We start from the raw sequence: 25956 nt of genomic DNA, 5'->3' as shown, positions 1-25956 counted from the left end.
ATAGTAACGACGCTGTAGGGTGACTACTGTACACGGGGGTGGAAACCCGAGCGCATTCAGAAACCCTTTGGATACAGGGCCTCCCGCGTACAGCCGCCCTCGAAGAGGGTTTCCGAATGCTTGCGCGGGTTTCCATACCCAGCCGCTGAACGTTTCAGCGACCGATCATTTGGCATAGGGCCCAAAGCGAGACTGCCCTCGGTTCATTTCAATCCTTGGACAGGCGCCCGGCGAGCACACAGATGAGCGAAAACCGACGCATAGCCTTCACACGCGTCGGCTCAACACGCTCAGGCATGCACCAGGGAAACGAGGCATGACCGGTATTTCGAGCCCTTGCCCTTGCCCTGACCCCGATCAATCAGGCATGCACACCCGTAGTCGATGGCCATCCGGATCGAGGGCCACGAATGTCAGGCCAAATACTGCGCGGTGAAGCGATTGCTCGATACGCACGCCTTCAGCCGCCCACTTTTGATGCAGATCTTCCACCTGCCTTTCCGTCTCGACCAAAAACGCCACTTCGCTGCGATGGCCGCTGCCGCCGCTTTTGTAATCCTTGGCATCGGTCGACCAAAGACCCAAAGCCGTCCCCTCATCAAGTAAGAAAGACACATAACTGGGGAATACCGACTGCGGTTTTCGGTCAAGCAACCTTTCATAAAAAGCGGCGCTTTTCTGAGGGTCTTTAACGTACAGCAGAAACAAGTTCGGGCTTGCCATGGAAGTATCCTCGAAGGGTGAAAGCCCGATGCTATTCGACGCTACTGACAGAAAATGTCAGCATCGACGCATGACTCGCACACAACGACTTCTTTCCCTCCTGCAAATCCTGCGCACACACCGCCATCCTGTGACGGGACAGCGGCTCGCGGAGGAGATGTCGGTCAGTTTGCGCACGGTGTATCGCGATATCGCCACGTTGCAGGCGCAAGGCGCCGACATTCGGGGTGAGGCCGGCATCGGCTATACGCTCCGTCCAGGCTTCGTGCTCCCGCCGCTGATGTTCAACGAGCAAGAGCTCGATGCACTGATGCTCGGCATGCGTTGGGTGGCCCGGCAACCCGACACGTCGTTGGCCCAAGCAGCCCTCGATGTATTGTCGAAGGCAGAAGCGGTGTTGCCATCAGCCGTTGCCGATGGATGGTCGAAGACGCCCTTGTTCGCTGCATCCGCTCAATCTCGAGGTGCCTATGGATTCGACGCCAGGTGCTTGCGCGACGCCATACGCCTGGAGAAGAAAGTACGTTTGGTCTATGTGAGTAAAACAGCCGTCGAGACGGAACGTACCGTTTGGCCGCTGGGAATTGGATATTTCGAGGAGATGGAAGTCCTGGCGGCGTGGTGTGAAACGCGCAGGGACTTCAGGCACTTCCTTCTTGATCGTATTCAATCCCTGACACACCTCGATGCTGACTTCAAAAACCAAGGGGGTTGGCTGTTGGCCAAATGGCGAAGCGCGCGTCTGGATGTAGTGCCGTGAAGTTCGCAGTGGTGCTGAAGTTCGCAAGCCGCATTCGCCGCACACCCAGCGGATCGGCTCACCCCTAATGTGAAGAGACATACATAGAGGGCGTGGACGGCGCAGGCAGTGCGTAGGTCGTCTTCATCCACTCGACCTCCGCCTGGGGCGTGCGCCCAAAGAACCGTTTGAATTCGCGGCTGAATTGCGAGGCGCTTTCATAGCCCACCTTGAATGCCGCTGCGCAAGCGCTCATCGCGTTACGCAGCATCAGCAACCGTGCCTGGTGCAAGCGCGTCGACTTCAGGTATTGCATGGGCGACGAGTCCGTCACGCTGCGAAAGTGCAGGTGGAAACTGGGCACGCTCATGCTCGCTTCCTGGGCAAGGGACAGCACATCCAGGCGCTCCTGGTAACAGCTGTGGATCTTGCGGATCGCGCGCGTGATCTTGCCGAAGTGCCCCTGGCGATCGAGCGCGGCGCGCATGGAACCGCCCTGCTCGCCCGTCAGAATGCGGTAGTAGATCTCCCGCACCAGTGACGGCCCAAGTATGTGCGCTTCGGCCGGATCGCTCATCGCCTCGAGAAAGCGCAACGTCGAAGCGCGCAGCGAATCGTCCATCGGCGAGGCATACATGCCTTTGGGCTGGGCATCGTTCGGCCCGAGCAGTTCGTCCATTTGCAGGATCAACTCGCTGGCGACCTGTAAGTTGACGCACATGTAGACCGGGCCGTGGGTCGCTTCGACAGCCGCCACTACGCTGTCGATCCGAGCGAAGTCGGTGACATCCAGCACCACCCCATGGGCGCGCTCCGCGCAGACTGCCTCGAAAGCTTGCAAGGCCGCATCACTGCGCACCGTGCCGATGACCCGATAGCCCGCTGCAAGCGCTTCTTGCGCCAGCGCGTGGCCGAAGCCGCTGCTCACGCCGGTGATGAAGAGGGTTTATCTGCTGTTCATGGCAACTCCAGTCAGTAGGGACGAGGTCATGGTAGCTATCGAAAACTCGACCCCCTATGCCGGTTCGTCTTGGAGCCTTGCCTATTCCTATCGGAGCCGACAGCCGAGCGGACGTGCATCGATGACAGAACCATCGCTCCTTGCTGGTCAGAGCATAAGGATGCACAAAAAAATGGGTATCGCCTGCCAGGCGAACTCAAGAACGACGCCATGAGAAATAAGCCAAACGCCCGAGCCGCAGCTCCGTAACGGCAAGCCCCAGTAAAATCAAACCCGCCCCCGCCAGCCGTTCAGGGGGCAAGCGATCGCCAGCGAGAAAATAGCCGAACACTCCGCTGAAGACCGGCTCGCAGATGAGGATCAACGCCACCTTCTCCGGCGCCAGCACTGCCTGTGCGCGATTTTGAATGGCGTAGGCCAAGGCAGTCGCCACCAGCGCCAGGGTCAGAATGGTGAATGTCGAAGGCAGCGTACCGGGCAAGGAAAACTGATGGGTACCCAAGCTCCAGGACAAGGAAGCCACACCGACGACGCCCAACTGAATGGCAGCTGAAGCCATTGCAACGTCAGGAGTCGTGAAGGTCGAAACGATCACGATATGGATCGCGAAACAGGCGGCACAGCCCAGAATCAGCAGATCACCCTGGTGCACGTTGAACCCGTCCAGGCTCAGTAGAGCCAGGCCGACCACGGCGATGGCCGTTCCCACTGCTTGTTTGAGACTGGGCCGCCCCCTGCCGATGAGAAAAATGAACAGCGGCGTGAAGACAGTGCACAAGCCCGTGATGAAACCGGCGTTCGAAGGCGTGGTAAGGGCTGTGCCTGAGGTTTGCAACGAGAACGCAGCGAAGAGCACCACACCGGCAAATCCCGCGCCTAGCCAGTCGCGGCGTTGCAAGTTGCGCAATGAGCGGATTGACAACGGCAGAAGCGCCAGCGCCGCCAAGGTGAACATCCAGGCGTTCAGCGTGGAGGCCGCCATGCTGCCCAACAACGCGTGCTTGGCGACGAAGCTCCAACCCCAGATGGCCGTGACCGCCAACAGTGCGATTGACCAGAACGTGCGATGCGACATAGCGAAGCCTCCGGCGGGCATTTATACCGAATGCCTCACCAAAAACGTATGTCAGCGGTACCCAGGAGGGCGCACGATAATTGAGCGCATGGCTATTGGCAACTCTCCACACCTCACCTGGGAAACTTCCGCAAAACCGGAACGCCGCGCCCCACCATCAGGCCATGGCCCCAGCCCCGGGACTCTGTTTCACCGGCCACCACTGCAACGCCGCCCACAGCACTTCCAGCACCAACACCCCCCACACCAGCTCCGTCACTCCCTGCCCCAGCGCATACCCCTGCCAGCACGCGAACAGCACCCGCCCTGCCGCGTCGTAGCGCCCGAACCGCCGCTGCGGATGGCGGATGCGCAACCACGCCCACACGCAAACGATCGACCCCATCAGGTTCGCCATCATCATCTGCAACGGTCCGAACGCCGGCAGCTCGCCCACTAGCCCCATCGCCCGGTGCAGCTCGGCCAATTGCCCATGCAGGAGCATGAAGCTCCACGGCGTGGCGAACGCCGCCGTCACCAGCAGATCGTAAATCCCACTGGCCCGCACCAACCTGCGATAACCCTGTTCGCTCCACATATCCACGCCTCCTCGATCGATGAAGCCGGCAGGCTAAAGCCTGGGGTATGCTCCAAGGTCAATCCCCTACAAGGACGTATCGATGCGAATCGGCGAACTGGCCCAGGCCTGTAGCGTAAGCCGGGATACCTTGCGGTTCTACGAAGAGCGCGGGCTGATCCGCTCGCAGCGGTTGGCCAACGGCTACCGCGACTATCCCGCGCAAACGGTGCAGTTGATGGACTTCATCCGCAACGCCCAGCGCTTGGGCTTCAGCCTGGGCGAGATCGGCAGCAATGTCGGCCACCTGTGGCAGGCCGACGACCCTGATCGGGCCGTGGCGCTGCTGTTGCAAGAAAAGCTGGGGGTGATCGAAGAACGTCTTGCGGCGCTCGGGCAACTACGCGATGCCCTGCGCCACAGCCTCACCCTGGCCTGCCCACTGCGCAGCGCAGCGGCTGGCGCTGCGTCGGGCCTGGCGCAAGCGCCTCATCATCAGGCAGAGGCATCCAACGCCTGAGCCCCGCGCGCCCGTTGCCGCCGCGCAAAGCCCAGCACCATCAGCAAGCCGATGCCGGCCATCGCTGCGCCAGCCGCCGGCAGCGCGGCATACCCAAAGCCTGCCTGAATCACCCCGCCACCCACGGCGGCGCCCACGGCATTGCCCAGGTTGAACGCGCCGATGTTCACCGCCGAAGCCAGGTTGGGCGCGTCCTGGGCCGCTTCCATCACGCGCATCTGCAACGGTGGCACCAAGGCGAAGCTGGCTGCGCCCCACACCACCACGGCGACGGCAGTCGGCACCGACCAGTCCAGCAGCGCCGGCAGTACCAGCAATACGCCGATCAATACCAGCAGCGAAACGATCAGGGTGCGGTCGATGGAACGGTCCGCGGCCTTGCCGCCCCACAGGTTGCCCAGGGTCAGACCGACACCGAACAGCACCAGCATCGCCGTGACGAAGGCCGTCGACGCGCCTGCCTCGCTTTGCAGGATCGGCGCGATGTAGGTGAACACCGTGAACATCGCGCTCGAACCCACCACGGTCAGGACCAGGGCGGCCAACACTTCGGGCTTGCACAGCACCCGCAACTCGGTCTTGACCCCGACGCCGGCCGGCGCCGGCAGTGACGGCAGTGCGAACCACAAGGCGCTCATCGCCACCAGGCCCAGCCCGGCGATGCCCCAGAACGAAGCGCGCCAGCCCAGCAGTTCGGCGAACCAGGTGGCCAGCGGCACCCCGCCGATGGTCGCCACGGTCAGGCCCATGAACATCGCCGCGACAGCACCGGCGCGTTTATCCGCGGGTACTACGCTGGCGGCGACGATGGCGCCGATGCCGAAGAACGCGCCGTGGTTCAACGACGTGACCAGCCGGGCGATCAGCAGCGCGAGGTAATTGTCGGCCAGCGCCGCCATCAGGTTGCCCAAGGTGAAGATCGCCATCAGCCCGATCAGCAACTGGCGCCGGCCCAGGCGCGCGGTGGCCAACGTCATCAAAGGTGCGGCGATCAGCACACCCAGTGCATAGGCGCTGACCAGCATGCCGGCGGCCGGGATGGTGACGCCCAGGTCGGTGGCGATGCCGGGCAACATACCCATAGGGGCGAATTCGCTGACGCCGATGCCGAAGGCACCCAGGGCCAGGGCGAGTAAAGGGGGATTGATACGCATGGAAACAGCTCCTGATCTTTGCCGAGAATGCTACGATCCCACGCCGCGCCGCACTAGACGGCGCCTTGGCCAAAGACTTTTGCGTGGGAGGCACAGATGGAGGTCAACGGACGTTCGGGTGAGATGGAGGTGTTCGCGCGTGTGGCCGAAGCGGGGAGTTTCTCCGCTGCGGCACGGGCATCGGGCCTTACCCCGTCGGCGGTCAGCCGGATCGTGGCGCGGACCGAGCAGCGCTTGGGCACGCGGCTACTGTTGCGCACCACGCGGGCCATCACCCTGACGCCTGAAGGCGAGGCTTACTTGCGCGGAGCGCGGCGCATTCTGGCGGATTTGCTGGAAGTCGAAGAGGCGATCACCGACCAGGGCGTGCCACGCGGTCGGCTGCGGGTCAGCGCGGCGCTCGGGCATGGCCGCTTGAGTGTGGTGCCGCTGGTCGCAGCGTTCAGCGCCCGTTACCCGCAGGTGACGGTAGACCTTGCCTTGGGCGATGAGGTCGTCGACATCCTCGGAGGCCAGGCCGACGTGGCGATACGCTTCGGCCTGCTGCCCGACAGTTCGCTGAGCGCCCGGCAAATCGGCGCCACTGGCCAGGTCATCGTCGCCTCGCCCGATTACCTGGCGCGCTGTGGCACACCTCAGCGGCCTGAGGATCTGGCCGCGCACAATTGTCTGCGCTTCAACTTCCGCCGCGCCGCGCCCGACTGGCCGTTTCGCCGCGACGGCGAGGCCTTCAGCCTGAAGATCGCCGGCAACATCGCGTGCAGCAGCGGCGAGGCGCTGGCGCAGTTCGCTCGGCTGGGCGCAGGCATCGCGCGCATCGGCCGGTTCTCGGTGGCCGACGATCTGGCCAGCGGGCGCTTGCTGCCGCTGCTGGAGGACTTCAACCCTGGCGACCTGGAGCCGATCCACGCGGTGTTCGTCGGCGGCGCGGCGATGCCGGCCAGGGTGCGGGTGTTCGTGGACTTTCTGATCGAGCACCACCAGCCGCACCACTGGTGCCAACCTACGGTACCGGCCGCTTGAAGCCCTTTGCCCTCGAAAGGCACGCACGCCTCGTTTTCCAATGCTCGGCGTTAGGTGCCGAGCCTCCTGTGCAACGCGTTCGACCTCAGCCCCTACCCTGCTCCAATGGCGCCACCTGCGCCGCCTCCCTCAGCATCGCCTCCGCCAACACACGAAAGCGCTGGGTCAGCACGTTCTCGGGCCGGTCGGAAGGCAGCAGCAAGTACGTGTAGAAGCGCAACTGCGGCGCGAACGGCCGCAGGTCGATAGCGGTGTGCAAGTACTCGGCAGCCACCAGCGGGCTGACCACGCTCACCCCCAAGCCAAGCCCGACCAACGAGCACACGGTCGCGGCATGGGTCGCGTCCAGGTTGAGCACGCGTGGGTCTTCGTCGGCGAACAGCCGATCGAGCCGCGTGCGGGCGCCGTCGGTGTGCGACAGCGAGATGAATGCCTCGCCCTTCAAATCCGCAGGCGTCACGACTTGCAGGGCGCCTAGGCGGTGGCCCTTGGGGAAAATGCACACGCCCGGCACGTCACAGATGATCTGCGAATGCACGCCTGCCATGTCCTCGGCCACATAGGACACCAGGCAGACATCGCAGAACCGCGTGGCCGCCCAGTGCGCCACGTTCGGCGAGTCGTTGGTATGGATGGAAATGTGCACGTGCGGGTTCTGCTGGCGGAAGCGCTGGATGATCGCCGGCAACAGGCCGTGGGTCAGCGAGGGTACTGCGCCGATGCGCAAGCGCCCCGTGCCGCCGCGTTTGAGGTGCTGGGCGGAGGTTTCCAGGCTGTGCAGCCCGATGAAGGCGCGCTCCACGTCGGCGAAGAACTGCGCACCCTCGTCGGTAGGCAGCAGGCGCCCGCCTACCCGTTCGAACAGCTTGAAGCCGTTGGCCCGTTCGAGCTGCGCGATCAGCCGGCTGACGTTGGGCTGCGAGGTGTGCAGCGCCTGCGCCGCTGCCGTCATCGAGCCGCTGAGCATGACCGCACGAAAGGTTTCGATCTGCTTGAAATTGATGGCCATATCATTTCTGCATGACGGGTTGATGTATTGTCATTTGATTGCATGACACGAAGATTTTATAACTACACCTACATCGACGTCTGCCCCGACGCAGCGCGATACCCCCGAGCGCATACCGGCAACAACACGAACAACAACCGGTGCTCCAGCTTCATTTCAGCTCTGCCCTTGTACTCACGCCTCGCCCCAACCCGTTGGAGCGGTGCAGACCGGTAATCAGGAGGCATCATGTCGTTCTCGTATAAAAAACTAAGCGCTGCATTGACCCTGTCGTGCGTGTCGTTGGCCGCGGTGTATCCCGTGCAAGCCGCCGACCTGCCGCCCGTTCCCGCAGCCATCAAAGAAGCAGGCCAGATACGGGCCGGCGTGCGCTGCGACCAACCTCCCTATGGCTATCAAGACAACAAGGGCGAATTCGCTGGCGTGGAAGTGGAAATGGCCAAGCAGATTTCCCTGTGGGCCCTGGGCTCAAAAGACAAGGTCAGCTTCACCTGCGTGACCGCCGAAAACCGCGTGCCGCAACTGCTGGGCCGCAAGGTGGACTTGCTGATCGCCACCCTGGGCGTCACCCCGGAACGCCAGCGGGTGATCGACTTCACCACGCCCTACCGCTGGGGCGCCAGCGACGTGGTGGTGAAGAAGGACAGCCCGGCCAAGAAGATCGCCGACCTCAAAGGTAAGACCCTCGCCACCCTCAAGGGCTCGGTGCAAGCCAAGTGGTTCGAGGACCACATGCCCGACGTCAAGACCCTGCGCATGAACAGCGCCGCCGACGCGCTGCAGGCCTTCCGCCAGGGCCGCGCCGACGCCTACACCCATGACGCCGCCACCTTGGTGGTGGTCGCCGACAACGACAAGGATGCGCGACTGATCGGCGAGCCGTTCCAGATCTCCGATGCGGCCATTGGGGTGCGCAAGAACGAAGCGCAGTGGCGCGACTTCCTCAGCGCGGCGGTGCTGCGCATGCGCCAAGAGCACCTGTATCGGGGCTGGGTCGAGCAGTTCGTGCCCGCGAACATCCAGGGTTACTACATCAGTGTGTTCGAGCAGGCCAAACCTGCCGAAACGCTCTGACCGGCCGCCGCCATGGAGTTCGACATTCATTACCTGATCGAGCAGTGGCCGGCCCTGCTCGACGGCGTGCTCATGACCCTGCGCGTCACGGCGCTGGCCATCCTCTGTTCGCTGTTGATCGGCGTGTTGGGCGGCGCGGTGCGCGTCATGCGAATCCCGGTGCTGTCGCAGGTCGTGGCGCTGTATGTGGAGTTGATCCGCAACACGCCAATCCTGGTGCAGCTGTTCTTCATCTTCTACGGCCTGCCGGCCATCGGCTGGGGGCTGTCGCTGTTCTGGTCGGGGGTGGTCTGCCTGTCGCTGTGGGCCGGGGCCTACCAGATCGAGAACATCCGCGGCGGGCTGGCCACCGTGGAGCGCGGTATGCGCGAGGCGAGCCTGGCGCTGAGCCTCAAGCCGCTGCAGTACTTCGCCCTGATCGCCCTGCCGATCGCCTTCCGCACCAGCCTGCCGGCCATGCTCAACACCGCGATCTCGCTGTTGAAGAACTCGTCCTACCTGCAGGCCATCGGTCTGGCGGAGCTGACCTTCGTCGCCGTGGACCGCATCGCCACGGATTTCCGCGCCATCGAGATGTTCACCGCCATCTGCGTCATGTACCTGGTGCTGGTGGGAACATTGGCGCTGTTGACCGCGCGGCTGTCCGCCCATCTGCAACGTCCTTTCAGGCAGTGAGGCACCTATGAACTTCATCCTCGAAAACTGGAGCTTCGTGTGCAAAGGCTTGCTCATGACCCTGTATCTGGCGCTGGTGGTGCTGTTGTTCACCACGCTGATCTCGGCCGTGGTCGGCGTGCTGGCCACGGTCAAGCACCGCCTGCTGGGGTGGGCGATCCATGCCTATGTGGAGCTGTTCCGCTCCATCCCGCTGATCGTCAACGTGTTCTTCATCTTCTTCGGCGCGCCGATGTTCGGCGTGGACCTGAGCCCTTTCGCCGCCGTCGCCGTGGGCCTGACCCTATGGGGCAGCGCCAACGGTATCGAAATCGTGCGCGGCGGGCTGGAATCGGTGTCTGTGCACCAGTGGAAAAGCGCCTGGGCGCTGGGCCTGCGCCCTTGGCAAATCTACCTGCACGTGATCGTGCCGCAGTCGATGAAAGCCATTCTGCCGGCCTACACCGGGCTGCTGACGATCCTGGTGCAAGCCACCTCCCTGGGCGCACTGGTAGGCGTGGGGGAATTTCTCAAAGTCGGGCAGATCATCATCGAACGCGAAACCGTCATGACCGGCGTCAGCCCGGCCTTCGCCGTCTACGGCGTGGTGTTGCTGGTGTACTTCGTCATCTGCTCCGCACTGACCTGGCTCAGCCGTTATCTCGAACGCCGTCTGGGTCGCCCGGCGGCACGTCCATCCCTTGGAGAGGTTCCAGAATGCAAGCATCCAAAGTCAGTCGGCGCCTGAAAGAAAGCACTGCGCCCGAGGTGAACGAGTACATCTACCGCCCACGCCTGGAAGGATTCGCCAGTGGCTTTGCGAACCTGGGCAACGTCAACAAGGCGCACATCCTGATGCTCGCCGAACAGGGGCTGATCCGTGGCGAACATGCCAGCGTGCTGGCTAAAGGTGTGCTGGACATGGAGCAGGCCGGGCCGGAGGCGGTCGAGCTCGACCCTTCCCGCGAAGATGCCTATTTCAACTACGAGGCGCACCTGATCGAGCACATCGGCGCCGACATCGGCGGGCGTCTGCACACTGGCCGTAGCCGCAACGACATCCTCGCCACCCTCGACCGCTTGCGCTGCCGCGAGCTGTTGATGGACCTGATCGACGAACTGGCGACAGTGCGCGCCACGGCCCTGGGCGGCGCCAAGACCTACGCCGAGGTGGTGATGCCCGGCTACACCCACCTGCAACCGGCGCAACCGATCACCTACGGCTATTACCTGAGCGCGGTGGAGCAGGCGCTGGAGCGTGACAGCAAGCGCCTGATCCAGACGCTCGAGTCGATGAACCAATGCCCGCTCGGCGCCGCCGCGTTCGCCGGCACGCCATTCGACATCGACCGCGCGCGCACCGCCGAACTCCTGGGCTTCGACGGCTACCTGGACAATGCCCTGGACGCCATCGGCTCGCGCGACTTCCTGCTCGAGAGCCTGTCGCACCTGAGCAACCTGGCGGTGTTCTGGAGCCGCGTCGCGCAGGACTACTTCGTCTGGAGCACCCACGAGTTCAACCTCATCGACTTTCCTGACAGCGTCGCCGCCACCTCCAGCATCATGCCGCAAAAGAAGAACCCCACCGTGCTGGAATACCTCAAAGGCCGCAGCGGGCACATCGTCGGCCTGCTGATGGGCGCGAGCGTGACCATCAAGGGCACCCACTTCTCCCACACCGGCGACGGCAACCGCGAAGGCACCCGCGGCTTCTGGGAGGCTGCCGAAGAGAGCCTGCGCTGCTTGAAACTACTGGACCTGGTGCTGCGCACCGCCACCCCTAACGTCGACCTGGCAGCCCGCCGCGCCGGTGAAGACTTCTCCACCGCCACCGGCTTGGCCGACCTGATGGTGCGCGACGTCGACCTGTCGTTCCGCGAGGCCCACCACGTGGTCGGAGGCGTGGTGCGCATGGCCATGGACCAAGGCCTGCCGGCCAATCGGATCACCACGCAGATGGTCGATGCCTGCGCCTTCGAGCAACTGGGCCATGCCTTGAATCTGCCGGAGCAGCACGTGCGCGAGTGCCTGGACCCGGTCTGCAACGTGCAGGGCCGCAGCTCCGTAGGCGGCCCCTCGCTCGGCGCCCTGCTGCCAAGCCTGGCGCGCGCCAGCGAGCGTCTGGATGCCGAGCGCACGGCCAACCGGCAACGCCGCGAGCGCATGAGCGCGGCCGACCTCAACCTGCAAGCCCTGACCCGGGCTCGGGCGGGCCTATGAGCACGATCCTGACGGTTCGCGACCTGCACAAGCAGTTCGGCGCGCACGAGGTGGTCAAGGGCGTGGACATGGACGTTCGCCAAGGCGAGGTAGTGGTCATCATCGGCCCCAGCGGCTCGGGCAAGTCCACCTTCATCCGCTGCCTGAACAGCCTGGACCCGCCCTCCAAAGGCAGCGTGGTGATCGGCGATGGCGACCAGGCCTGTGCGGGTGACCGCAAGGCCCTGGCCAGGCTGCGCGAGGACGTGGGCATGGTATTCCAGGACTACACTTTGTTTGCGCACATGACGGTGCTGGGCAACATGACGCTGGCCCCGGTCAAGCTCAAGCGCGCGACCCAGGCGCAAGCCCAGGCCCATGCCCTTGCCCTGCTCGAGCGCGTCGGCCTGCGGCACAAGGCCGAACACTACCCGGCAGAGCTGTCAGGCGGCCAGCAACAGCGGGTGGCGATCGTGCGCGCCTTGGCGATGAAGCCCAAACTTATGCTGTTCGACGAGCCCACCTCCGCCCTCGATCCAGAGACCGTCGGCGACGTGCTGAACGTGATGAAGGGCCTGGCGGCCGAAGGCATGACCATGATCGTCGTCACCCACGAGATGGGTTTCGCCCGCGAAGTGGCCGACCGCGTGGTGTTCTTCGACGCCGGCAGGATCATCGAAACCGGCCCGCCGTCCGAGATCTTCGACTCACCCAAGCAGCCCCGTACCCGGCAGTTCCTGGACAGCGTCCTGCACTGAGCGAACGGCAAGGAGTTCGAAATGAGCCAAGCGATCCGCAATCCTCTGCATCCACGACCCATGATCCAAATGGAGAACGTCAACAAGTGGTATGGCGACTTCCAGGTGCTCAAGAACATCAACCTCAGCGTGCAGCAAGGCGAGCGCATCGTGCTGTGCGGCCCTTCCGGCTCGGGCAAATCGACCACCATCCGCTGCTTGAACCGTCTTGAGGAGCACCAGGAAGGCCGCATCGTCGTCGACGGCGTCGAACTCACCCACAACGCCAGGCAGGTCGAAGCCATCCGCCGCGAAATCGGCATGGTGTTCCAGCATTTCAACCTGTTCCCGCACCTGACCATCCTGCAGAACTGCACCCTCGCCCCGGTCTGGGCCCGCAAGATGCCGCGCCGCGAAGCGCAAGCCTTGGCGATGCATTACCTGGAACGGGTGCGCATTCCCGAACAGGCCCACAAATACCCCGGCCAACTGTCGGGTGGCCAGCAGCAACGCGTGGCCATCGCCCGGGCGTTGTGCATGCAGCCCAAGATCATGCTGTTCGACGAACCGACGTCGGCGCTGGACCCGGAGATGGTCAAAGAAGTGCTCGACACCATGGTCGGCCTGGCCGAAGACGGCATGACCATGGTCTGCGTGACCCACGAGATGGGCTTTGCCCGGACCGTGGCGCATCGGGTGGTGTTCATGGACCAGGGCGAGGTGGTCGAGCAGGCGACGCCCAAGGCGTTCTTCGAGCGCCCGCAGAGTGAGCGGGGGCGATTGTTCTTGAGTCAGGTACTGCATTGAACCGGCGCTGTGCGAGGCGTAGACCGGCACGGGCAAGCGGGCGCGCCGCGAGGTCTGCCCTGCACGAGCGGCTGCTACGGGCCTTAAGGCCGGTCAACGCCGGTTCACCACCCGCGCCAGCGCAAAGGTACTCACCACTGCCAACACCACCGCAACCGCGATCGCCGGCCCTGTGCCCCACGCCATGATCGTGGCATGCATCGCCAGGTAAAAACCGATCACCCCCACCGCGCCAATGGCATTGCCGCGCACGATGGTCGCCAGCTCGAAACGCCCGCCCTGCACATGGGCGAACACCATCAAGGGCCAGGCGATCACCGGAATCGGCGCCAGCACGCCACTCGCCACCGGGCCCAGGCGCTCGGCGCTGGCGGTGATGGCGAGCAGCAACAACGTAGCGGTAGCCATGCGCATGGGGATCACCCAGCGTGGCGTCGGAACGAGTCGCGCGCGGCCCAGGTCGGGATGGGGCCGGGTGGCGATCAGGTTGGCGACCAGCATCGCTACAGTAACTGCCACGGGCAACACCAGGCCGCCCAATTGGCTCATGCACCAAGCCCCGACGCCGTAGAACAGCAATGACACGCAGCACGCCAGCCACGCCGGGCAGCGCCGGGTGATGAGGAAATAACACAGATACGTCGCCTGTACCGCCGCCAATCCCGCCAACGCGCCGGGCACCGCTTGCAGGGCGAAGGCCGGGCCTTGTTCCAGGCCGATGAACAGCATCACCAACGCCGAGGTCAGTGGCAGGCCGGACAGCAGGCCGCCCAGTTGCGTACCCCAGCGTTTGCCGGCCAGGGAAATGCCCAGCATCAGCATGGGCGTGATCAACAGCTTGAGATAGAAAACGGACATGGATGTGTGTCGAATCATGACAGGCGGGTGTGCAGCATGCCGCAAACTGCGGCGCTTGGGGAACCCGGCGGGAACGATCGCAGCTTGCGCGGGCCTCACGCTACACCGCCCTGGCACCGGCCAGCGGCACAGCTTTCGAACGAGGACTGAACATGAGCCTGATTCCCGACCTGAACGGTCCTGCCCAAGTGCTGATCGTCGGCGCCAGCCAGGGCATCGGCCTGGCGCTGTGTCGCGCCCTGCTCGGCCGCGACGATGTGCGACGGGTGTGGGCGGTAGCGCGGACGGCGACCGGCAACGCCGCGCTGGCCGAGCTCCAGGCGCAGCACGGCACGCGGTTGCAGCGTATCGACTGCGATGCGCGCGACGAGCGAGCACTCGCCGACTTGGCCGCCGCGCTGGGCGCCCAAGGCGCGACGCCGAATCTGGTGGTATGCACGCTGGGCATCCTGCATCAGCAAGGCGCAAGGGCGGAGAAATCCTTGGCACAACTGGATCTGGCCGGGTTGCAAGCCAGCTTCGCCAGCAACGCGTTCGCGCCGATCCTGCTGCTCAAGCACCTGCTGCCTCTACTGCGCAAGCAACCGACGACCTTCGCGGCGCTGTCGGCGCGGGTCGGCTCCATCGGCGACAACCACCTGGGCGGCTGGTACAGCTATCGCGCCAGCAAAGCGGCGCTGAACCAGTTGTTGCGCAGCGCCAGTGTCGAGCTCAAGCGTTTGAACCCGCAAGCTACGGTGCTTTCATTGCATCCGGGGACGACCGACACGGCGTTGTCGGAGCCGTTTCAGGGGAACGTGCCCGCCGAGCGATTGTTCACCCCGGCCTACACTGCAGACCGCCTGTTGCAGGTGATCGCCCGACACGGGGCCGCCGACAGCGGTAGCTTCTGGGCCTGGGACGACACGCCGATCGAGTGGTGATTGCCGCGACCTTGGAGCCCTCCAGACGGTGCCGTGAAACAAGCCGGACCTGGCTCCAATGCCGGTGAGATGACCGATCGGGGCCGCTGTGCGGCCCCAACTCAGCCCTGATCGATCTTGCTCAGACTACTCGATTGCCCGCCATAGGCTTGGCCCCCGCATCTGCAACAAGCGACAACACCGCCATCGCCCTTCCCCCGTGCCCTCACCCACCCACTCACGTCCTGAACTTGCCCACCAGCCCGTTCAAATCCACCGCCAACCGCGACAGCTCCGCGCTGGCCATGCTGGTCTGGTGCGCGCCCGTGGCGCTCTGCACCGACAGGTCGTTGATGTTCACCAGGTTGCGGTCCACCTCGCGCGCCACTTGGGCCTGCTCTTCGGCGGCGCTGGCGATCACCAGGTTGCGTTCGTTGATCTGCGAGACCGCGCTGGCGATGGTGTCCAGCGCCAAGCCCGCGCCGCGGGCCATGTTCAGGGTCGATTCGGCGCGCTCGGTGCTGGTGCGCATCGATTCCACGGCCTGCTCGGTGCCACCCTGGATGCTGCCGATCATCCGTTCGATGTCGCTGGTCGACTGCTGCGTGCGGTGCGCCAGCGCCCGCACTTCATCGGCCACCACGGCAAAACCGCGCCCGGCTTCGCCCGCTCGCGCCGCCTCGATGGCCGCATTGAGCGCCAGCAGGTTGGTCTGGTCGGCCAGGCCGCGGATCACGTCCAGCACCTTGCCGATGTCGCGCGACTGCCCGGCCAACTCCTCCACCAGTTGCCCGGTGGCTTGCACATCGCCGCTCATGCGTTCGATGGCGCTCACGGTTTCCAGCACCAGGTCGCGCCCATCGCCGGCCGTGCGGTTGGCATCGGCGGATGCCTGCGAGGTGCTGACGGCGTTGCGCGCCACCTCTTCCACGGCGCTGCTCATTTGCGTGACGGCGGTGGCGGCCTGCTGGATCTCGGCGTTCTGCTGGGCCAGGCCCCGGGCGCTTTCGTCGGTGACGCTGTTGAGCTCTTCGGCGGCCGACGATAACTGTGTGGCGGAGCCGGCGATCTGTTGCACGGTGTCGCGCAGTTGCGTCTGCATGGTCGCCATGGCTTGCAGCAAGCGCGCAGGCTCGTCGGTACCGCTGGCGTCGATGGGATGGGTCAGGTCGCCGGCGGCGATCCATTCGGCCGTACGCAAGGCGTTCTCGACCGGTTTGACGATGCTGCGGGTCAACAGGAAGGCGAAGGCGAAGGTCAGCAAGGTCGCGAAAACCAGCAGCCCGACCACCAGTTCGATGGCCGACTCGTAGCTGCTTTCTGCGGCAGCGTTGCTCTGGCGGGTCATTTCGGTGTTGAACTGCACCAGCTCGTCCATCACCTGGTTGATGGCCTCGGAGTTGTGCAGCATGTCGCCGTTGAGCAACGTGCGCAGCTCATCGAGACGCTCGCTGCGGCTGAGGTCGCGGGCACGGCTTTCCAGTTGGCGGTACTCACCCAGCAGCTTGCCGAAATGGTCGAAGATCGCCTGTTCGCTCGGCGCTTCCACCAGGGCCTGGTAGGCCTGCTGGGCCTTGTCGGTCTGGGCATGGCGCTCGTCCATGCGTGCCAGGGTATCGGCCTGCGCTTGCGCGTCGCGGTTGCTGAGCAAGGTATAGCCGAGGGTGCGCAGACGCTGGTTGGCGTTGGTCAGGTCGTTCAGCGCCTTGATGCTGGGGACGTTGACCGCTTCGATCTTGAGCCCGGCCTGACGGATCTCGCCCATCTGCAACAGGGAGAAGATCCCAAGGCCCAGCATGAGCAAACCGATCAAGGCGAAGCCCAGCAAAGCACGAGGGGCGATGTTCAAACTGCGTATCGACATGGAGACGGTATCCGATGGGGATCGCATTCCATGCGACAAGAAAAGAGGGCCTATGCGGTTATCGGTAAGGCCCGCTGAGTCTTGAGCGCAATCGTGAGAAATGACCGGCCCCGCACGCGGAGCCGGCCGCCCCTACAGCACGCTGGCGAGGAACTCGCGAAAGCGCGGGTGCTGCGGGTTGTCCAGCAACGAACGGGCGTCGCCCTGCTCGACGATCTGTCCCTGGTCCATGAACACGATGTTGTCCGCCACTTCCCGGGCGAAACCGATCTCATGGGTGACCACCACCATGGTGATGCCCGAGTGCGCCAGCTGCTTCATCACCTGCAGCACTTCGCCCACCAGCTCCGGGTCCAGCGCCGAGGTCGGTTCGTCGAACAGCAACACCTGCGGCTGCATGGCCAGCGCACGGGCGATCGCCACGCGCTGCTGCTGCCCGCCGGACAGCTCGCGGGGCCATGCATGGGCACGATGGGCCAGGCCCACCTGCTCCAGCAAGGCCATGGCCCGCGCCTGCACATCGCTGCGTTTCTGCCCGAGGATGCGCAGTGGCGCATCGACGATGTTCTGCAGCACCGTACGGTGCGGGAACAGGTTGAACTGCTGGAACACCATGCCGATGCGCTGGCGCTGCTCGGCCACGCGCTTTTCCGGCAGTTCGTGCAACGTCTGCCCTTTGCGCGTATAGCCGATCAAGGTGTCGCCGACATGGATGGTGCCGCCGTCGAGCTTTTCCAGGTGGTTGATGCAGCGCAGCAAGGTCGATTTGCCCGAGCCCGAAGGCCCGAGGATCACCGTCACCGAGCCGGCCGCGATGTCCAGGTCGATGTCCTTGAGCACCGTATTGCCGGAAAACTGCTTGCGCACCCCGCGCAGGTGGATCGACTCGCTCATGCTTCGGACTCCTGGCGGGTGACGCTGCGGCCCAACCAGTTGCGCCGGCCCTGGGTGTTGCCGCGGCTGAAGCGCACCTCGATGAAATGTTGCAACACCGACAGCACGGAGGTCATCAACAGGTACCAGGCAGTGGCGACCAGCAGCAGCGGAATCACCTCATAGGTGCGTTGGTAGATGATCTGCGCCGAATACAGCACGTCCTGCAGTGCGATCACCGAGACCACGGCGGTGGTTTTCAGCTGACCGATCACCTCGTTGCCGGCCGGCGGCAGGATGGTGCGCATGGCCTGGGGCAAGACGGTCTGGCGGAAGATCTGCCCAGGGCGATACCCCAGGGCTTTGGCCGCCTCCAGCTGGCCGGCGCCCACGCTCTGGATGCCGGCGCGAATGATCTCGGCGGCATAGGCCGACTGGTGGATCACCAAGGCCAGCACCGCCGCACTGAAGGGGCTGATGACCTCGTTGGTGGCCGCGCTCCACACCTCGCCCACCCACGGCAGGCTCAGCGCCAGACGTGGGTAGAGGGCGGCGATGTTGTACCAGAGGAACAGCTGCACCAGCATCGGCACCGCGCGGAAGAACCAGGTGTAGCCCCAGCTCACCGCCACCAGCACCGGGTTGGACGAGAGGCGCATCAGCGCCAGCAGCGTGCCCCCGGCGAAGCCGAACACCACGGAAATCGCGGTGAGCTTGATGGTCATCAGCACACCGTTGAGGATCGACTCTTCGGTGAGGTTGGCGGCCACCACGTCCCATTCGAAGCGCGGGTTGTCGAGCATCGAATGCAGCACCAGGCCCAGCACCGCGATCACCACCGCGGCACTGGCCCAACGCCCCCAATGGCGATTGGCGACGATGCGCAGGCCGGCGCCGTCGGCGTCGAACGCTGGCTTCATCGGATGTTTTCTTCGTTGAGACCGGCCGATTTGACCGCACCGAAGCCAATTTCCCACTTGTCGAGGATCTGCTGGTAGGTGCCGTCGGCGATCAACGAATTGAGCGCGGCCTGGACCGGTTTACCCAACGGCGACTGCTTGGGCAGCGCGATGGACACGATGGTGTCTTCGATAGTGATCTCGCCGGCCATGGTCAGCGCCTTGACGTGGCTGGCCTGGTAACGCAGGCCCTCGTAGGGGCCGAAGAACATCGGTACGCGGCTGCTGATCACGGCCTGCACGCCGGCCGGGCGGTCCGGGAAGATGGGTACGTTGATGGCTTTCTTGCCGGCGGCCACGCAGGCTTCGCTGGCCTGCTGCAGGCGCGTCAGCTGGGAGGTGCCGGCGCCGGCGCCGACCGTCTGGCCGCACAGCGCGTCGAGGCTGTTGAACGGCCCCGGATTGGCGTCGGCACGGCCGATCAGCGCCAGCTTGGAGGCGTTGTAGTAGCCGACGAAATCGACTTGCTCGAGGCGCTTGGCATTGGCGTCGATGTTCGCCAGGGCGGCGTCGTAACGGCCGGACTTGAGCCCCGGAATGATGTTGTCGAAGCCGCCGGTGTCCTTGAGTTGCAGTTGCACGCCCAGGCGGTCGGCCACGGCGCTGATGATGTCGATCTCACGACCGGCGAGGGTCTTGTTGTCGGCCTGGTAGAAGGTGGTCGGCGGCGTGTTGGGGTTGGTGCCGGCAACGATGTAGCCGCGTTTCCGGATCGCTTCGGGCAGGCTCGCGTGCAGCTTGGCGTCGGCTGCGGGTTTGGCGGTGGCGTCGAACGGCACGCTGCCCGGGGCAGGCGCGGCAAAGGCGCCGGGAACGGCCAGCAGCGCGGCGACGGCGCTGATCAGTGCAGGTTTATTCATGGCTCATTCCTTATCGGCGGCCGTCGGGGCGACGGCAGCGAAGTTGTCGGTGACGCTGGGCAGACCCAGGTTTTCACGCAGGGTGGCGTATTGGTATTCGCTGCGGAACAACCCGCGGCGTTGCAGCTCGGGGATGACCAACTCGACGAACAGTTGCAGCTGCTCGGGCAACACGGCCGGCATGATGTTGAAGCCGTCGGCGCCGCCCTGTTCGAGCCAGGCCTGGAAATCGTCGGCGATGTCTTCGGCGGTGCCGACGATCACCCGGTGACCACGCGACCCGGCCGCTACGGCGGCCAGCTGGCGCAAGGTGAGGTTTTCCCGTGCGGCCAGCTCGGTGAGCAGCTTGACCCGGCTCTGGCTGCCTTCGGTGGGCTTGATTTCCGGCACCGGACCGTCCAGCGGGTAGGCGCGCATGTCGGTGCCGAAGCGAGCCGACAGTTGCTCGATGCCGTTGTCGATGTCCACCAGCTCGTTGAGCTGGTCCCACACCGCCTGGGCCTGTTCGCGCGTGCGGCCGACGATGGGCATGACCCCCGGCAGGATCAGCAGGTGGTCGGGGTTGCGCCCGGCCTCGCGGACGAACTGCTTCTGGCTACGGTAGAAGGCTTGGCCTTCTTCCAGCGAAGCGGCGGCGGTGAACACCACTTCGGCGGTCTGCGCAGCCAACCGCTGCCCCGCCGGTGAGGAGCCGGCTTCGATGATCACCGGGCGGCCTTGGGGCGAACGCGCGATGTTCAGCGGGCCCTGCACCTGGAAGTGCTTGCCCTTGTGGTTGGCCGCATGGATCTTGCTCTCGTCGCTGTAGCGGCCGCTGGCCTTGTCGCGGACGATGGCGCCCTCTTCCCAGCCGTCCCACAGCTTGAAGGCCACGTCGAGGAACTCGCGCGCCACTTCATAGCGGTCGGCGTGGGATGGCAGGTCTTCGCGGCTGAAGTTGCGCGCGGCGTCGGCGGAGAACGAAGTCACCACGTTCCAGGCCATACGCCCGCCGCTGATGTGATCGACCGAACACAGGGCGCGGGCCAGGTGGAACGGCTCGTCGAAGGTGGTCGAAGCGGTGGCGGCCAGGCCGATGTGCTGGGTCTGCACGGCCAGGGCCGAGAGCAGGGTCAGGGGTTCCAGGCGCGACATGGTCGACGGCAGGCGGTGCACGCTGGTGGCCAGGGCGTCGCCGACGAAGAACATGTCGAACTTGCCCTGTTCGGCGGTCTTGGCGATCCAGCTGAACCACTGGATGTCAGTGGGCGAGCCTTCGGCGCCGTCAGCGCGCCAGCCGCCGACGTGGTGGCCGAGGGCTTGCACGAACAGGCCCAGGCGCAGTTGACGAGATGACGTCTGTTGCAGGGACATGGAGAAATCCTTAATGACAGCGAATGAGGGCGACCAGGCGATGCAGTGCGGCATCGTCGGCCAACTGAAGGTCGGCGCACAGCGCATCGAGGCGCTCGCCGGGCAAGGCATGCAGGTTGCTGCGCAGCTTGGCCAGGACGTCGGTGGGCGCGGCGGCGGTCTGCTTGCGGGTCACGCAATGGCTGAGGCGCCGGCCATCGTCGAGGTGCAGCGTGACGCGATGGAAGCGCAGGTCGGGGTCGAGCTCGTCTGCCGGTGCGCTGAGGTCGGGCACGCGCCGTACCTTGCCGGCCAATGCGGCGATGGCCGGCTCCACCGCTTGCTCGCCGTAACGCTCCAGGGCGATGACGCCATTGAGCAAGGCGTCGGCGATCACGTATTCGAGGCTGAAACGGCCCTGCACGCCGGTCTGCGCCTGGCGGATCGACGGCGCCGTGTCGGCACCGGGCGGGAAGCTCACTTCGATGGCATCGATGGCCTCGAGGGAGAAACCTTCGGCGACGCGCAACGCGAATGCCGCTTCGATAGCGCTGTGGGTACCGCCGCAGGTGGGATAGCGTTTGAACTCCAAGCCCGGGACACTGATCCGCCAAGGTGCGCCCCATCCGGCCAGGAGGTCGTCGGGCCGCGCCGCGCCCAGGCCGAGAATGTCCAGAAAAGCTTCCAGCACGGCATCGCGCTGCGCCGCGAAGCCGCCCTGCGCCAGGCGCACGCTATCGACGGCTTGACGCGCGGCGAAGCCTGCGTGCAGGGCCTTGCCGGCGCTGCCGAACTGCGCGCGCAGCCCTGCCGCTTGCGTGGCGGCCAGGCCCAGGGCGACCTGCGTGTGTTCGACGCTCAGGTGCAGCAAGCGGCAGGCCGCACCTGTGGCAGCGATCCCGCCCAGAGTCGCGGTGCTATGCAGGCCGGCAGCGTAATGGCGGGTGCCGATGGCCTTGCCCAGACGCCCGCACAGCTCCACGCCGACGACGTAGGCATCGAGGAAGGCATTACGGTCCAGGTGCGGCAACGACTGGGCGAGCGTCAGCAGCGTCGAGAGCACGACCGCGCTCGGGTGCCCGCGAAAGGTGGCGTGGTAGTCGTCGAAATCCAGCGCATGGCTCATGTAGCCCAATTGCAGCGCATGGTTATCGCTGCCTGGCTGCGCAGGGAAAGCCCGGCGCACGGGTTCGAGGCCGGCGTCGTCGAGCAGGCCCAGCTGTACCGGTAGCAGGCAGGCGAAGTAATCGACCACACCCTCGCGCGCTCGCTGGCGTTGTTCGTCCCGTGGTCGGGTATGTAAAAGCGCGTCAGCCAGCTGCCCGCTTAGGGAAATACTCAAGAGGCACACCTTTGAATGCAAGGCTTTGACATGCATCAACTGAATGAATGGGGGCCAAAGTTTCCTGTTCTATAAATACTTTTACCAATAACCAAAAGTTATCGATTATTCCATGTCGTTCTATGGCTATGGCAATTGTTCCCGTACTGCTGGGTGCGCGAGGATGGATCAGAGCTATCAACTGCTGTGTGCAGAACACGTTTCGCAGGCTGTCGGGCTTTCAAGACTATGAGCTTTGCGTCGCTGGCGGGGTTCCGCCGACGTGAGGCAGATCGTGGAGCTGCCTCTGCAGGCCTTGCCAGCGAGTCACAGCTGCAAGAGCAACAACGCTGCAACCAATGCCGGCGGCATCACCAGCACCCCCAGGCGCAGGAAACCCCAGGCGCTGACGTGCTGACCCTCGCGGCGGATCGCCACCAGCCACAACAATGTGGCGAGCGAGCCGGTGATCGACAGGTTCGGGCCCAGGTCCACCCCGATCAACAGCGAGGCCGTGGTCTGCGCCGGCAGCTCGGCCAGCTGGCCCATGGAGCCGGCGATCAGGCCGGTGGGCAGATTGTTCATCAAGTTGCCGGCGATTGCCGCGAGCAGCCCGGCGGCCCAACTGGCCTGCACCGGCGCGTGCTGAGCTAGATGCTGCAGGGCCTGAGCCATGCGTTCGATCAGCCCGGTTTGCGCCACGGCCTCGACCAGCACGAACAACCCCGCCACCAACGGCAGCACGCCCCAAGCCACCTGGCGCAGCACCGGCAGCGGCGAGCGCCGTTGCAGCAAGTGGACCAGCCCGGCAGTCGCCAGCCCGGCGCAGAACGTCGGCAAACCCAGCTCCCAGCCAAGCGCCGATGCCAGCAGCAGCAGTGCGGCGGTGGCCGCGATGCCCCACGCGCACAGCAGCCCGCCAGACGGCAGCGGCTGCACGGTGATGGCGGTGGTCAACGGCTGGGCGATCTGCCGCCGTACGGCCAGGCGCAACGCCAGGTAGGTCAAGGCGATGGCCGCCAGCGACGGCAGGCCGAACAGCCGCAACCAGTCGAGCAGCGGCGGCATCTGCGTGCCGAACACCACCAAATTGGCCGGGTTGGAAATCGGCAGGACGAAACTCGCGGCGTTGGCGATGAACGCGCAGATGAACAGATACGGCAGCGGCTCGGCCCTGGCCGCGCGGCACGCGGCGTACACCGCGGGGGTCAGCACCACGGCGGTAGCGTCGTTGGAGAGCAGCACGGTCACCAGCGTGCCGACCAGAAACACCAGGTCGAACAAGCGCTGGCCAGAGCCCTTGGCGTGGCGCACCGCATACATCGCCAGCCAATCGAACAGGCCCTGCTGCCGCGACAGCTCGGCAAGCACCATCATGCCGACCAGGAACAGGTAGACATCGCGACCTTCGGCCATGGCCGCCAGGGTGGTCTTCATGGGAATCAGCCCGAACAGCGTCAGCAGCACAGCCCCGCCCACCGCCCAGACCCATTCCGGCACGCGCCAGGGGCGCAGGATGACGGCAGCGGTGGCAACGGCGCAAAGGGTCCAAATGGCGACGGCGGGGTCGATTGCGGGCATGGGCAAGGCTCGGAGAAGGCCAGAGGAAGGATACGGCCCGCTTGCGTGAAGCGCGGCCGGTCGAGGCACAGGCTCTGACCTTGGGCGGAGGTTTTTTTCTCCGTGCCTGCATCCAGATTTCATCCTCGCGGGTATCCCCTACAGGCAGCGCGTTCAGCCGCATGCCCAAGCGCCGACGGATGAGCCGTCGGTCGCCCACCCAGGAGATTCACCATGACCTTCAAACCTGCATCCCTGCTGCTCGTTGGCGGCCTGTCGCTCGGCATCGCCCTACCCGCCGCCCAGGCTCAGACCTCGGTGCCAGCGGCCGTCGCCGTGCCGCCCGGGCACGCCATGGTGCTCCAGACCACCGGGGTCGGCGAAATCACCTACGAGTGCCGCGACAAGGCCAATGCCCCCGGCCAGACCGAATGGTTCTTCGCAGGCCCCAAGGCGACCCTCAAGGACCGCCGCGGCAACCCGGTCGGTGAATACTTCGGCCCGCCCGCCACCTGGAAGGCCAGCGACGGTTCGAGCATCACCGGCACCCAGGTGGCCATCGCGCCGGCCGGTACAGGTGACATCCCCTATCAACTGGTCAAGGCCAACCCGGCCGAGGGCAAAGGTGCCATGCAGCCGGTGCGCTACGTACAGCGCCTGGCGACCCGCGGCGGCGTCGCCCCGGCCAGTGCCTGCACCGCGCAGAACAAGGGCGAAAAGCAGGTGGTCCAGTACCAGGCCGACTACCTCTTCTGGGCAGACGAATGACCGGCCGCACAGCTTCGCGCACGCGCCTCTGACGCGCCGACCGCGCCGAGCGAATGCCTGCCCGCGCGTGCTGGGCAGGCAGATCGCCAGCGCTGGTCTACCCTGAGCAGCAACCGGTGCGCCGACTGCGCCGACCAGGATCGAACCTACCTTGAGCGAGCCCGCCGCCCCTTTCGACTTCCAGCGTTGCCTGCGTGCCTGCGCCCGTGGCGACCGCCGTGCCCTGCAAGCCCTGTACGACCACGAAGGCGCGCATTTGCTGGGCGTGGCCCGGCGCATCACGCGCGATACCGCCAGCGCCGAAGACGTCCTGCACGACGGCTTCGTGCGCATCTGGACCCGCGCCGGCAGCTTCGATGCCAGCCGTGGTTCGGCGCGCGGCTGGATCTACAGCGTGGTTCGCCACTTGGCGCTGAACCATGTGCGCGACGGACAGCGCGACACGCCGCTGGACCCCGACCAGCTCGACAGCCTGCGCACGGACGCCGAGCATTGGCAGACGGCCGACACGCGCCTCGCTTCGGGACGTATGCACCATTGTTTGGACGCGCTCGACCCGGTGCGCCGTGCCTGTGTGCTGCACGCCTACGTCGAAGGCTGCAGCCACCGGCAGATCGCCCAGTTGGTGAATGCCCCGCTGGGTACCGTCAAGGCCTGGATCAAACGCAGCCTGAGTGCGCTGCGGGAGTGCATGGGATGAAGCCTGAAATCGACCCCGAACGCCCGGACGACCTCGACCACATGGCGGGCGAGTACGTGCTGGGCACCCTGCCCGGCGCGCAGCGCGCCGTGGTCGCCAGCCGCCTCGAGCATGACTTGCCCCTGCGTGAAGCGGTGGACGCCTGGCAGACGCGTTTGCAGGCACTGGACGCCCTCGCCCCACCCCTCACGCCCAGAGCCGCGGTGTGGGAGCGTATCGCTCGGAGCCTCGATGCCCAGGCCTCGCCCGACTCGGCACCGCGCTGGTGGCAGCGCCTGGTGCTGTGGCAAGGCCTGGCCGGTGCGGGCGCCTTCACCAGTGCGCTGCTGGCGGTGATGCTGTGGTTCTCTTCGCCTGCGCCGAGCACCTATGTGGTGGTGCTCGCAGCGCCCAGCGACCGCGCGGCGGGCTGGGTGGTGCAGGCCAGCAACACCCGCGCGCTGCAGCTGATTCCGCTGGAGCCGGTGCAGGTGCCCGCTGGCAAGGTGCTGCAGTTCTGGACCAAGGTGGACCGGTGGCAGGCGCCGGTGTCGTTGGGCCTGGTGCAGCCGGGCGAGCGGGCCCAGGTGCCGGTGGAGCAGTTGCCGCCGCTGGAGGCCGATCAGCTGTTCGAGCTGACGCTTGAGCAGGCCGGCGGTTCGCCGACCGGACGGCCGACCGGGCCGATCCAGTTCATCGGGCGAGCGGTGAAGGTGATTTGACCGGGACGCCGGAGTTACTTGTGCAGG

Annotated in this window: 26 protein-coding genes and 1 pseudogene; 13 read left to right on the top strand and 14 right to left on the bottom strand. The window is 65.3% G+C overall.

Annotated elements, in window-relative coordinates:
- Window positions 1–357 precede the first annotated feature (357 nt).
- Entirely contained in the window at window positions 358–723 is a 366-nt protein-coding gene (locus tag AA0Z93_RS18300; protein WP_413047550.1) for a VOC family protein, read from the bottom strand.
- Between the two features lie 70 nt (window positions 724–793).
- On the opposite strand from AA0Z93_RS18300, the gene AA0Z93_RS18295 reads away from it, so the two are divergent.
- Complete coding sequence (locus AA0Z93_RS18295) at window positions 794–1483, top strand: helix-turn-helix transcriptional regulator (protein WP_413047551.1); 690 nt, start codon at window positions 794–796, stop codon at window positions 1481–1483.
- Window positions 1484–1547: 64 nt separating this feature from the next.
- Here the strand turns inward: AA0Z93_RS18295 and AA0Z93_RS18290 are convergent.
- From AA0Z93_RS18290 to AA0Z93_RS18280, 3 genes and pseudogenes are all read right to left on the bottom strand, one after another.
- Window positions 1548–2390, bottom strand: a pseudogene (locus tag AA0Z93_RS18290) (SDR family NAD(P)-dependent oxidoreductase); the annotation flags it as partial.
- 229 nt (window positions 2391–2619) lie between these two features.
- Window positions 2620–3498 (bottom strand): DMT family transporter, encoded by an 879-nt coding sequence (locus AA0Z93_RS18285; RefSeq protein WP_413047552.1) that lies wholly within the window; start codon window positions 3496–3498, stop codon window positions 2620–2622.
- Window positions 3499–3655: 157 nt separating this feature from the next.
- The gene (locus AA0Z93_RS18280; RefSeq protein ID WP_413047553.1) at window positions 3656–4075 is read right to left on the bottom strand and encodes a hypothetical protein; all 420 of its coding nucleotides are present in this window, start codon (window positions 4073–4075) and stop codon (window positions 3656–3658) included.
- Between the two features lie 82 nt (window positions 4076–4157).
- On the opposite strand from AA0Z93_RS18280, the gene AA0Z93_RS18275 reads away from it, so the two are divergent.
- The gene (locus AA0Z93_RS18275) at window positions 4158–4574 is read left to right on the top strand and encodes a MerR family transcriptional regulator (protein ID WP_413047554.1); all 417 of its coding nucleotides are present in this window, start codon (window positions 4158–4160) and stop codon (window positions 4572–4574) included.
- Here AA0Z93_RS18275 and AA0Z93_RS18270 read toward each other — a convergent pair.
- Window positions 4550–5728 (bottom strand): MFS transporter, encoded by a 1179-nt coding sequence (locus AA0Z93_RS18270; protein ID WP_413047555.1) that lies wholly within the window; start codon window positions 5726–5728, stop codon window positions 4550–4552. The two genes, AA0Z93_RS18275 and AA0Z93_RS18270, sit on opposite strands and share 25 nt — an antisense overlap.
- 96 nt (window positions 5729–5824) lie before the next feature.
- Between AA0Z93_RS18270 and AA0Z93_RS18265 the strand changes: the two genes are divergently transcribed.
- Complete coding sequence (locus tag AA0Z93_RS18265; RefSeq protein ID WP_413047556.1) at window positions 5825–6751, top strand: LysR family transcriptional regulator; 927 nt, start codon at window positions 5825–5827, stop codon at window positions 6749–6751.
- 85 nt (window positions 6752–6836) lie between these two features.
- On the opposite strand, the gene AA0Z93_RS18260 is transcribed toward AA0Z93_RS18265, so the two are convergent.
- Entirely contained in the window at window positions 6837–7760 is a 924-nt protein-coding gene (locus AA0Z93_RS18260; protein ID WP_413047557.1) for a LysR substrate-binding domain-containing protein, read from the bottom strand.
- A gap of 228 nt (window positions 7761–7988) precedes the next feature.
- Here AA0Z93_RS18260 and AA0Z93_RS18255 point away from each other — a divergent pair, with 228 nt between their 5' ends.
- From AA0Z93_RS18255 to AA0Z93_RS18230, 6 genes are read left to right on the top strand one after another with little or no spacing between them, the layout of a single operon-like run.
- Window positions 7989–8834, top strand: a complete 846-nt coding sequence (locus tag AA0Z93_RS18255) for a transporter substrate-binding domain-containing protein (RefSeq protein ID WP_413047558.1) — start codon at window positions 7989–7991, stop codon at window positions 8832–8834.
- A gap of 12 nt (window positions 8835–8846) precedes the next feature.
- On the top strand, window positions 8847–9509 hold the full coding sequence (locus AA0Z93_RS18250) for an amino acid ABC transporter permease (RefSeq protein WP_413047559.1): 663 nt from the start codon (window positions 8847–8849) through the stop codon (window positions 9507–9509).
- A gap of 7 nt (window positions 9510–9516) precedes the next feature.
- Window positions 9517–10236, top strand: a complete 720-nt coding sequence (locus tag AA0Z93_RS18245; RefSeq protein WP_413047560.1) for an amino acid ABC transporter permease — start codon at window positions 9517–9519, stop codon at window positions 10234–10236.
- Window positions 10206–11708 (top strand): argininosuccinate lyase, encoded by a 1503-nt coding sequence (gene argH, locus AA0Z93_RS18240; protein WP_322461224.1) that lies wholly within the window; start codon window positions 10206–10208, stop codon window positions 11706–11708. The genes AA0Z93_RS18245 and argH overlap by 31 nt, the downstream gene beginning before the upstream one ends.
- Window positions 11705–12445: an amino acid ABC transporter ATP-binding protein gene (locus AA0Z93_RS18235; protein WP_413047561.1), complete on the top strand. Its 741-nt coding sequence runs from the start codon at window positions 11705–11707 to the stop codon at window positions 12443–12445. The genes argH and AA0Z93_RS18235 overlap by 4 nt, the downstream gene beginning before the upstream one ends.
- Before the next feature lie 21 nt (window positions 12446–12466).
- Entirely contained in the window at window positions 12467–13231 is a 765-nt protein-coding gene (locus tag AA0Z93_RS18230; protein ID WP_413047562.1) for an amino acid ABC transporter ATP-binding protein, read from the top strand.
- 93 nt (window positions 13232–13324) lie between these two features.
- Here the strand turns inward: AA0Z93_RS18230 and AA0Z93_RS18225 are convergent, their stop codons facing one another.
- Entirely contained in the window at window positions 13325–14089 is a 765-nt protein-coding gene (locus AA0Z93_RS18225) for a hypothetical protein (RefSeq protein ID WP_413047563.1), read from the bottom strand.
- Window positions 14090–14241: 152 nt separating this feature from the next.
- Here AA0Z93_RS18225 and AA0Z93_RS18220 point away from each other — a divergent pair, with 152 nt between their 5' ends.
- Window positions 14242–15012 (top strand): SDR family NAD(P)-dependent oxidoreductase, encoded by a 771-nt coding sequence (locus AA0Z93_RS18220; protein WP_413047564.1) that lies wholly within the window; start codon window positions 14242–14244, stop codon window positions 15010–15012.
- A gap of 217 nt (window positions 15013–15229) precedes the next feature.
- On the opposite strand, the gene AA0Z93_RS18215 is transcribed toward AA0Z93_RS18220, so the two are convergent.
- From AA0Z93_RS18215 to AA0Z93_RS18185, 7 genes are all read right to left on the bottom strand, one after another.
- The gene (locus AA0Z93_RS18215; protein ID WP_413398599.1) at window positions 15230–16789 is read right to left on the bottom strand and encodes a methyl-accepting chemotaxis protein; all 1560 of its coding nucleotides are present in this window, start codon (window positions 16787–16789) and stop codon (window positions 15230–15232) included.
- Window positions 16790–16987: 198 nt separating this feature from the next.
- Window positions 16988–17749: an amino acid ABC transporter ATP-binding protein gene (locus AA0Z93_RS18210; RefSeq protein ID WP_413047566.1), complete on the bottom strand. Its 762-nt coding sequence runs from the start codon at window positions 17747–17749 to the stop codon at window positions 16988–16990.
- The gene (locus AA0Z93_RS18205) at window positions 17746–18648 is read right to left on the bottom strand and encodes an amino acid ABC transporter permease (protein ID WP_413047567.1); all 903 of its coding nucleotides are present in this window, start codon (window positions 18646–18648) and stop codon (window positions 17746–17748) included. Before AA0Z93_RS18205 ends, AA0Z93_RS18210 begins: the two co-directional genes overlap by 4 nt.
- Window positions 18645–19547 carry an ABC transporter substrate-binding protein gene (locus tag AA0Z93_RS18200; RefSeq protein ID WP_413047568.1) on the bottom strand — a complete coding sequence of 301 codons (903 nt, stop codon included), beginning with the start codon at window positions 19545–19547 and terminating at the stop codon, window positions 18645–18647. The genes AA0Z93_RS18205 and AA0Z93_RS18200 overlap by 4 nt, the downstream gene beginning before the upstream one ends.
- Window positions 19548–19550: 3 nt before the next feature.
- On the bottom strand, window positions 19551–20900 hold the full coding sequence (locus tag AA0Z93_RS18195; RefSeq protein WP_413047569.1) for an LLM class flavin-dependent oxidoreductase: 1350 nt from the start codon (window positions 20898–20900) through the stop codon (window positions 19551–19553).
- A 10-nt stretch (window positions 20901–20910) separates the two neighbouring features.
- On the bottom strand, window positions 20911–22221 hold the full coding sequence (locus AA0Z93_RS18190; RefSeq protein ID WP_413047570.1) for an MmgE/PrpD family protein: 1311 nt from the start codon (window positions 22219–22221) through the stop codon (window positions 20911–20913).
- A 306-nt stretch (window positions 22222–22527) separates the two neighbouring features.
- Window positions 22528–23781, bottom strand: coding sequence for an arsenic transporter (locus tag AA0Z93_RS18185; protein ID WP_413047571.1), 1254 nt, complete (start codon window positions 23779–23781; stop codon window positions 22528–22530).
- A gap of 213 nt (window positions 23782–23994) precedes the next feature.
- Here AA0Z93_RS18185 and AA0Z93_RS18180 point away from each other — a divergent pair, with 213 nt between their 5' ends.
- The 3 genes from AA0Z93_RS18180 (at window position 23995) to AA0Z93_RS18170 (ending at window position 25929) form a co-directional block, all read left to right on the top strand.
- Window positions 23995–24528 carry a DUF3455 domain-containing protein gene (locus tag AA0Z93_RS18180; RefSeq protein ID WP_413047572.1) on the top strand — a complete coding sequence of 178 codons (534 nt, stop codon included), beginning with the start codon at window positions 23995–23997 and terminating at the stop codon, window positions 24526–24528.
- Between the two features lie 151 nt (window positions 24529–24679).
- Window positions 24680–25228 carry a sigma-70 family RNA polymerase sigma factor gene (locus AA0Z93_RS18175; protein WP_413047573.1) on the top strand — a complete coding sequence of 183 codons (549 nt, stop codon included), beginning with the start codon at window positions 24680–24682 and terminating at the stop codon, window positions 25226–25228.
- Window positions 25225–25929, top strand: a complete 705-nt coding sequence (locus AA0Z93_RS18170) for an anti-sigma factor domain-containing protein (RefSeq protein ID WP_413047574.1) — start codon at window positions 25225–25227, stop codon at window positions 25927–25929. Before AA0Z93_RS18175 ends, AA0Z93_RS18170 begins: the two co-directional genes overlap by 4 nt.
- Window positions 25930–25956: the final 27 nt, after the last annotated feature.

The sequence above is a fragment of the Pseudomonas phoenicis genome (assembly GCF_047302395.1).
GTDB lineage: Bacteria > Pseudomonadota > Gammaproteobacteria > Pseudomonadales > Pseudomonadaceae > Aquipseudomonas.
This window is presented reverse-complemented; position numbering and strand designations above follow the sequence as displayed.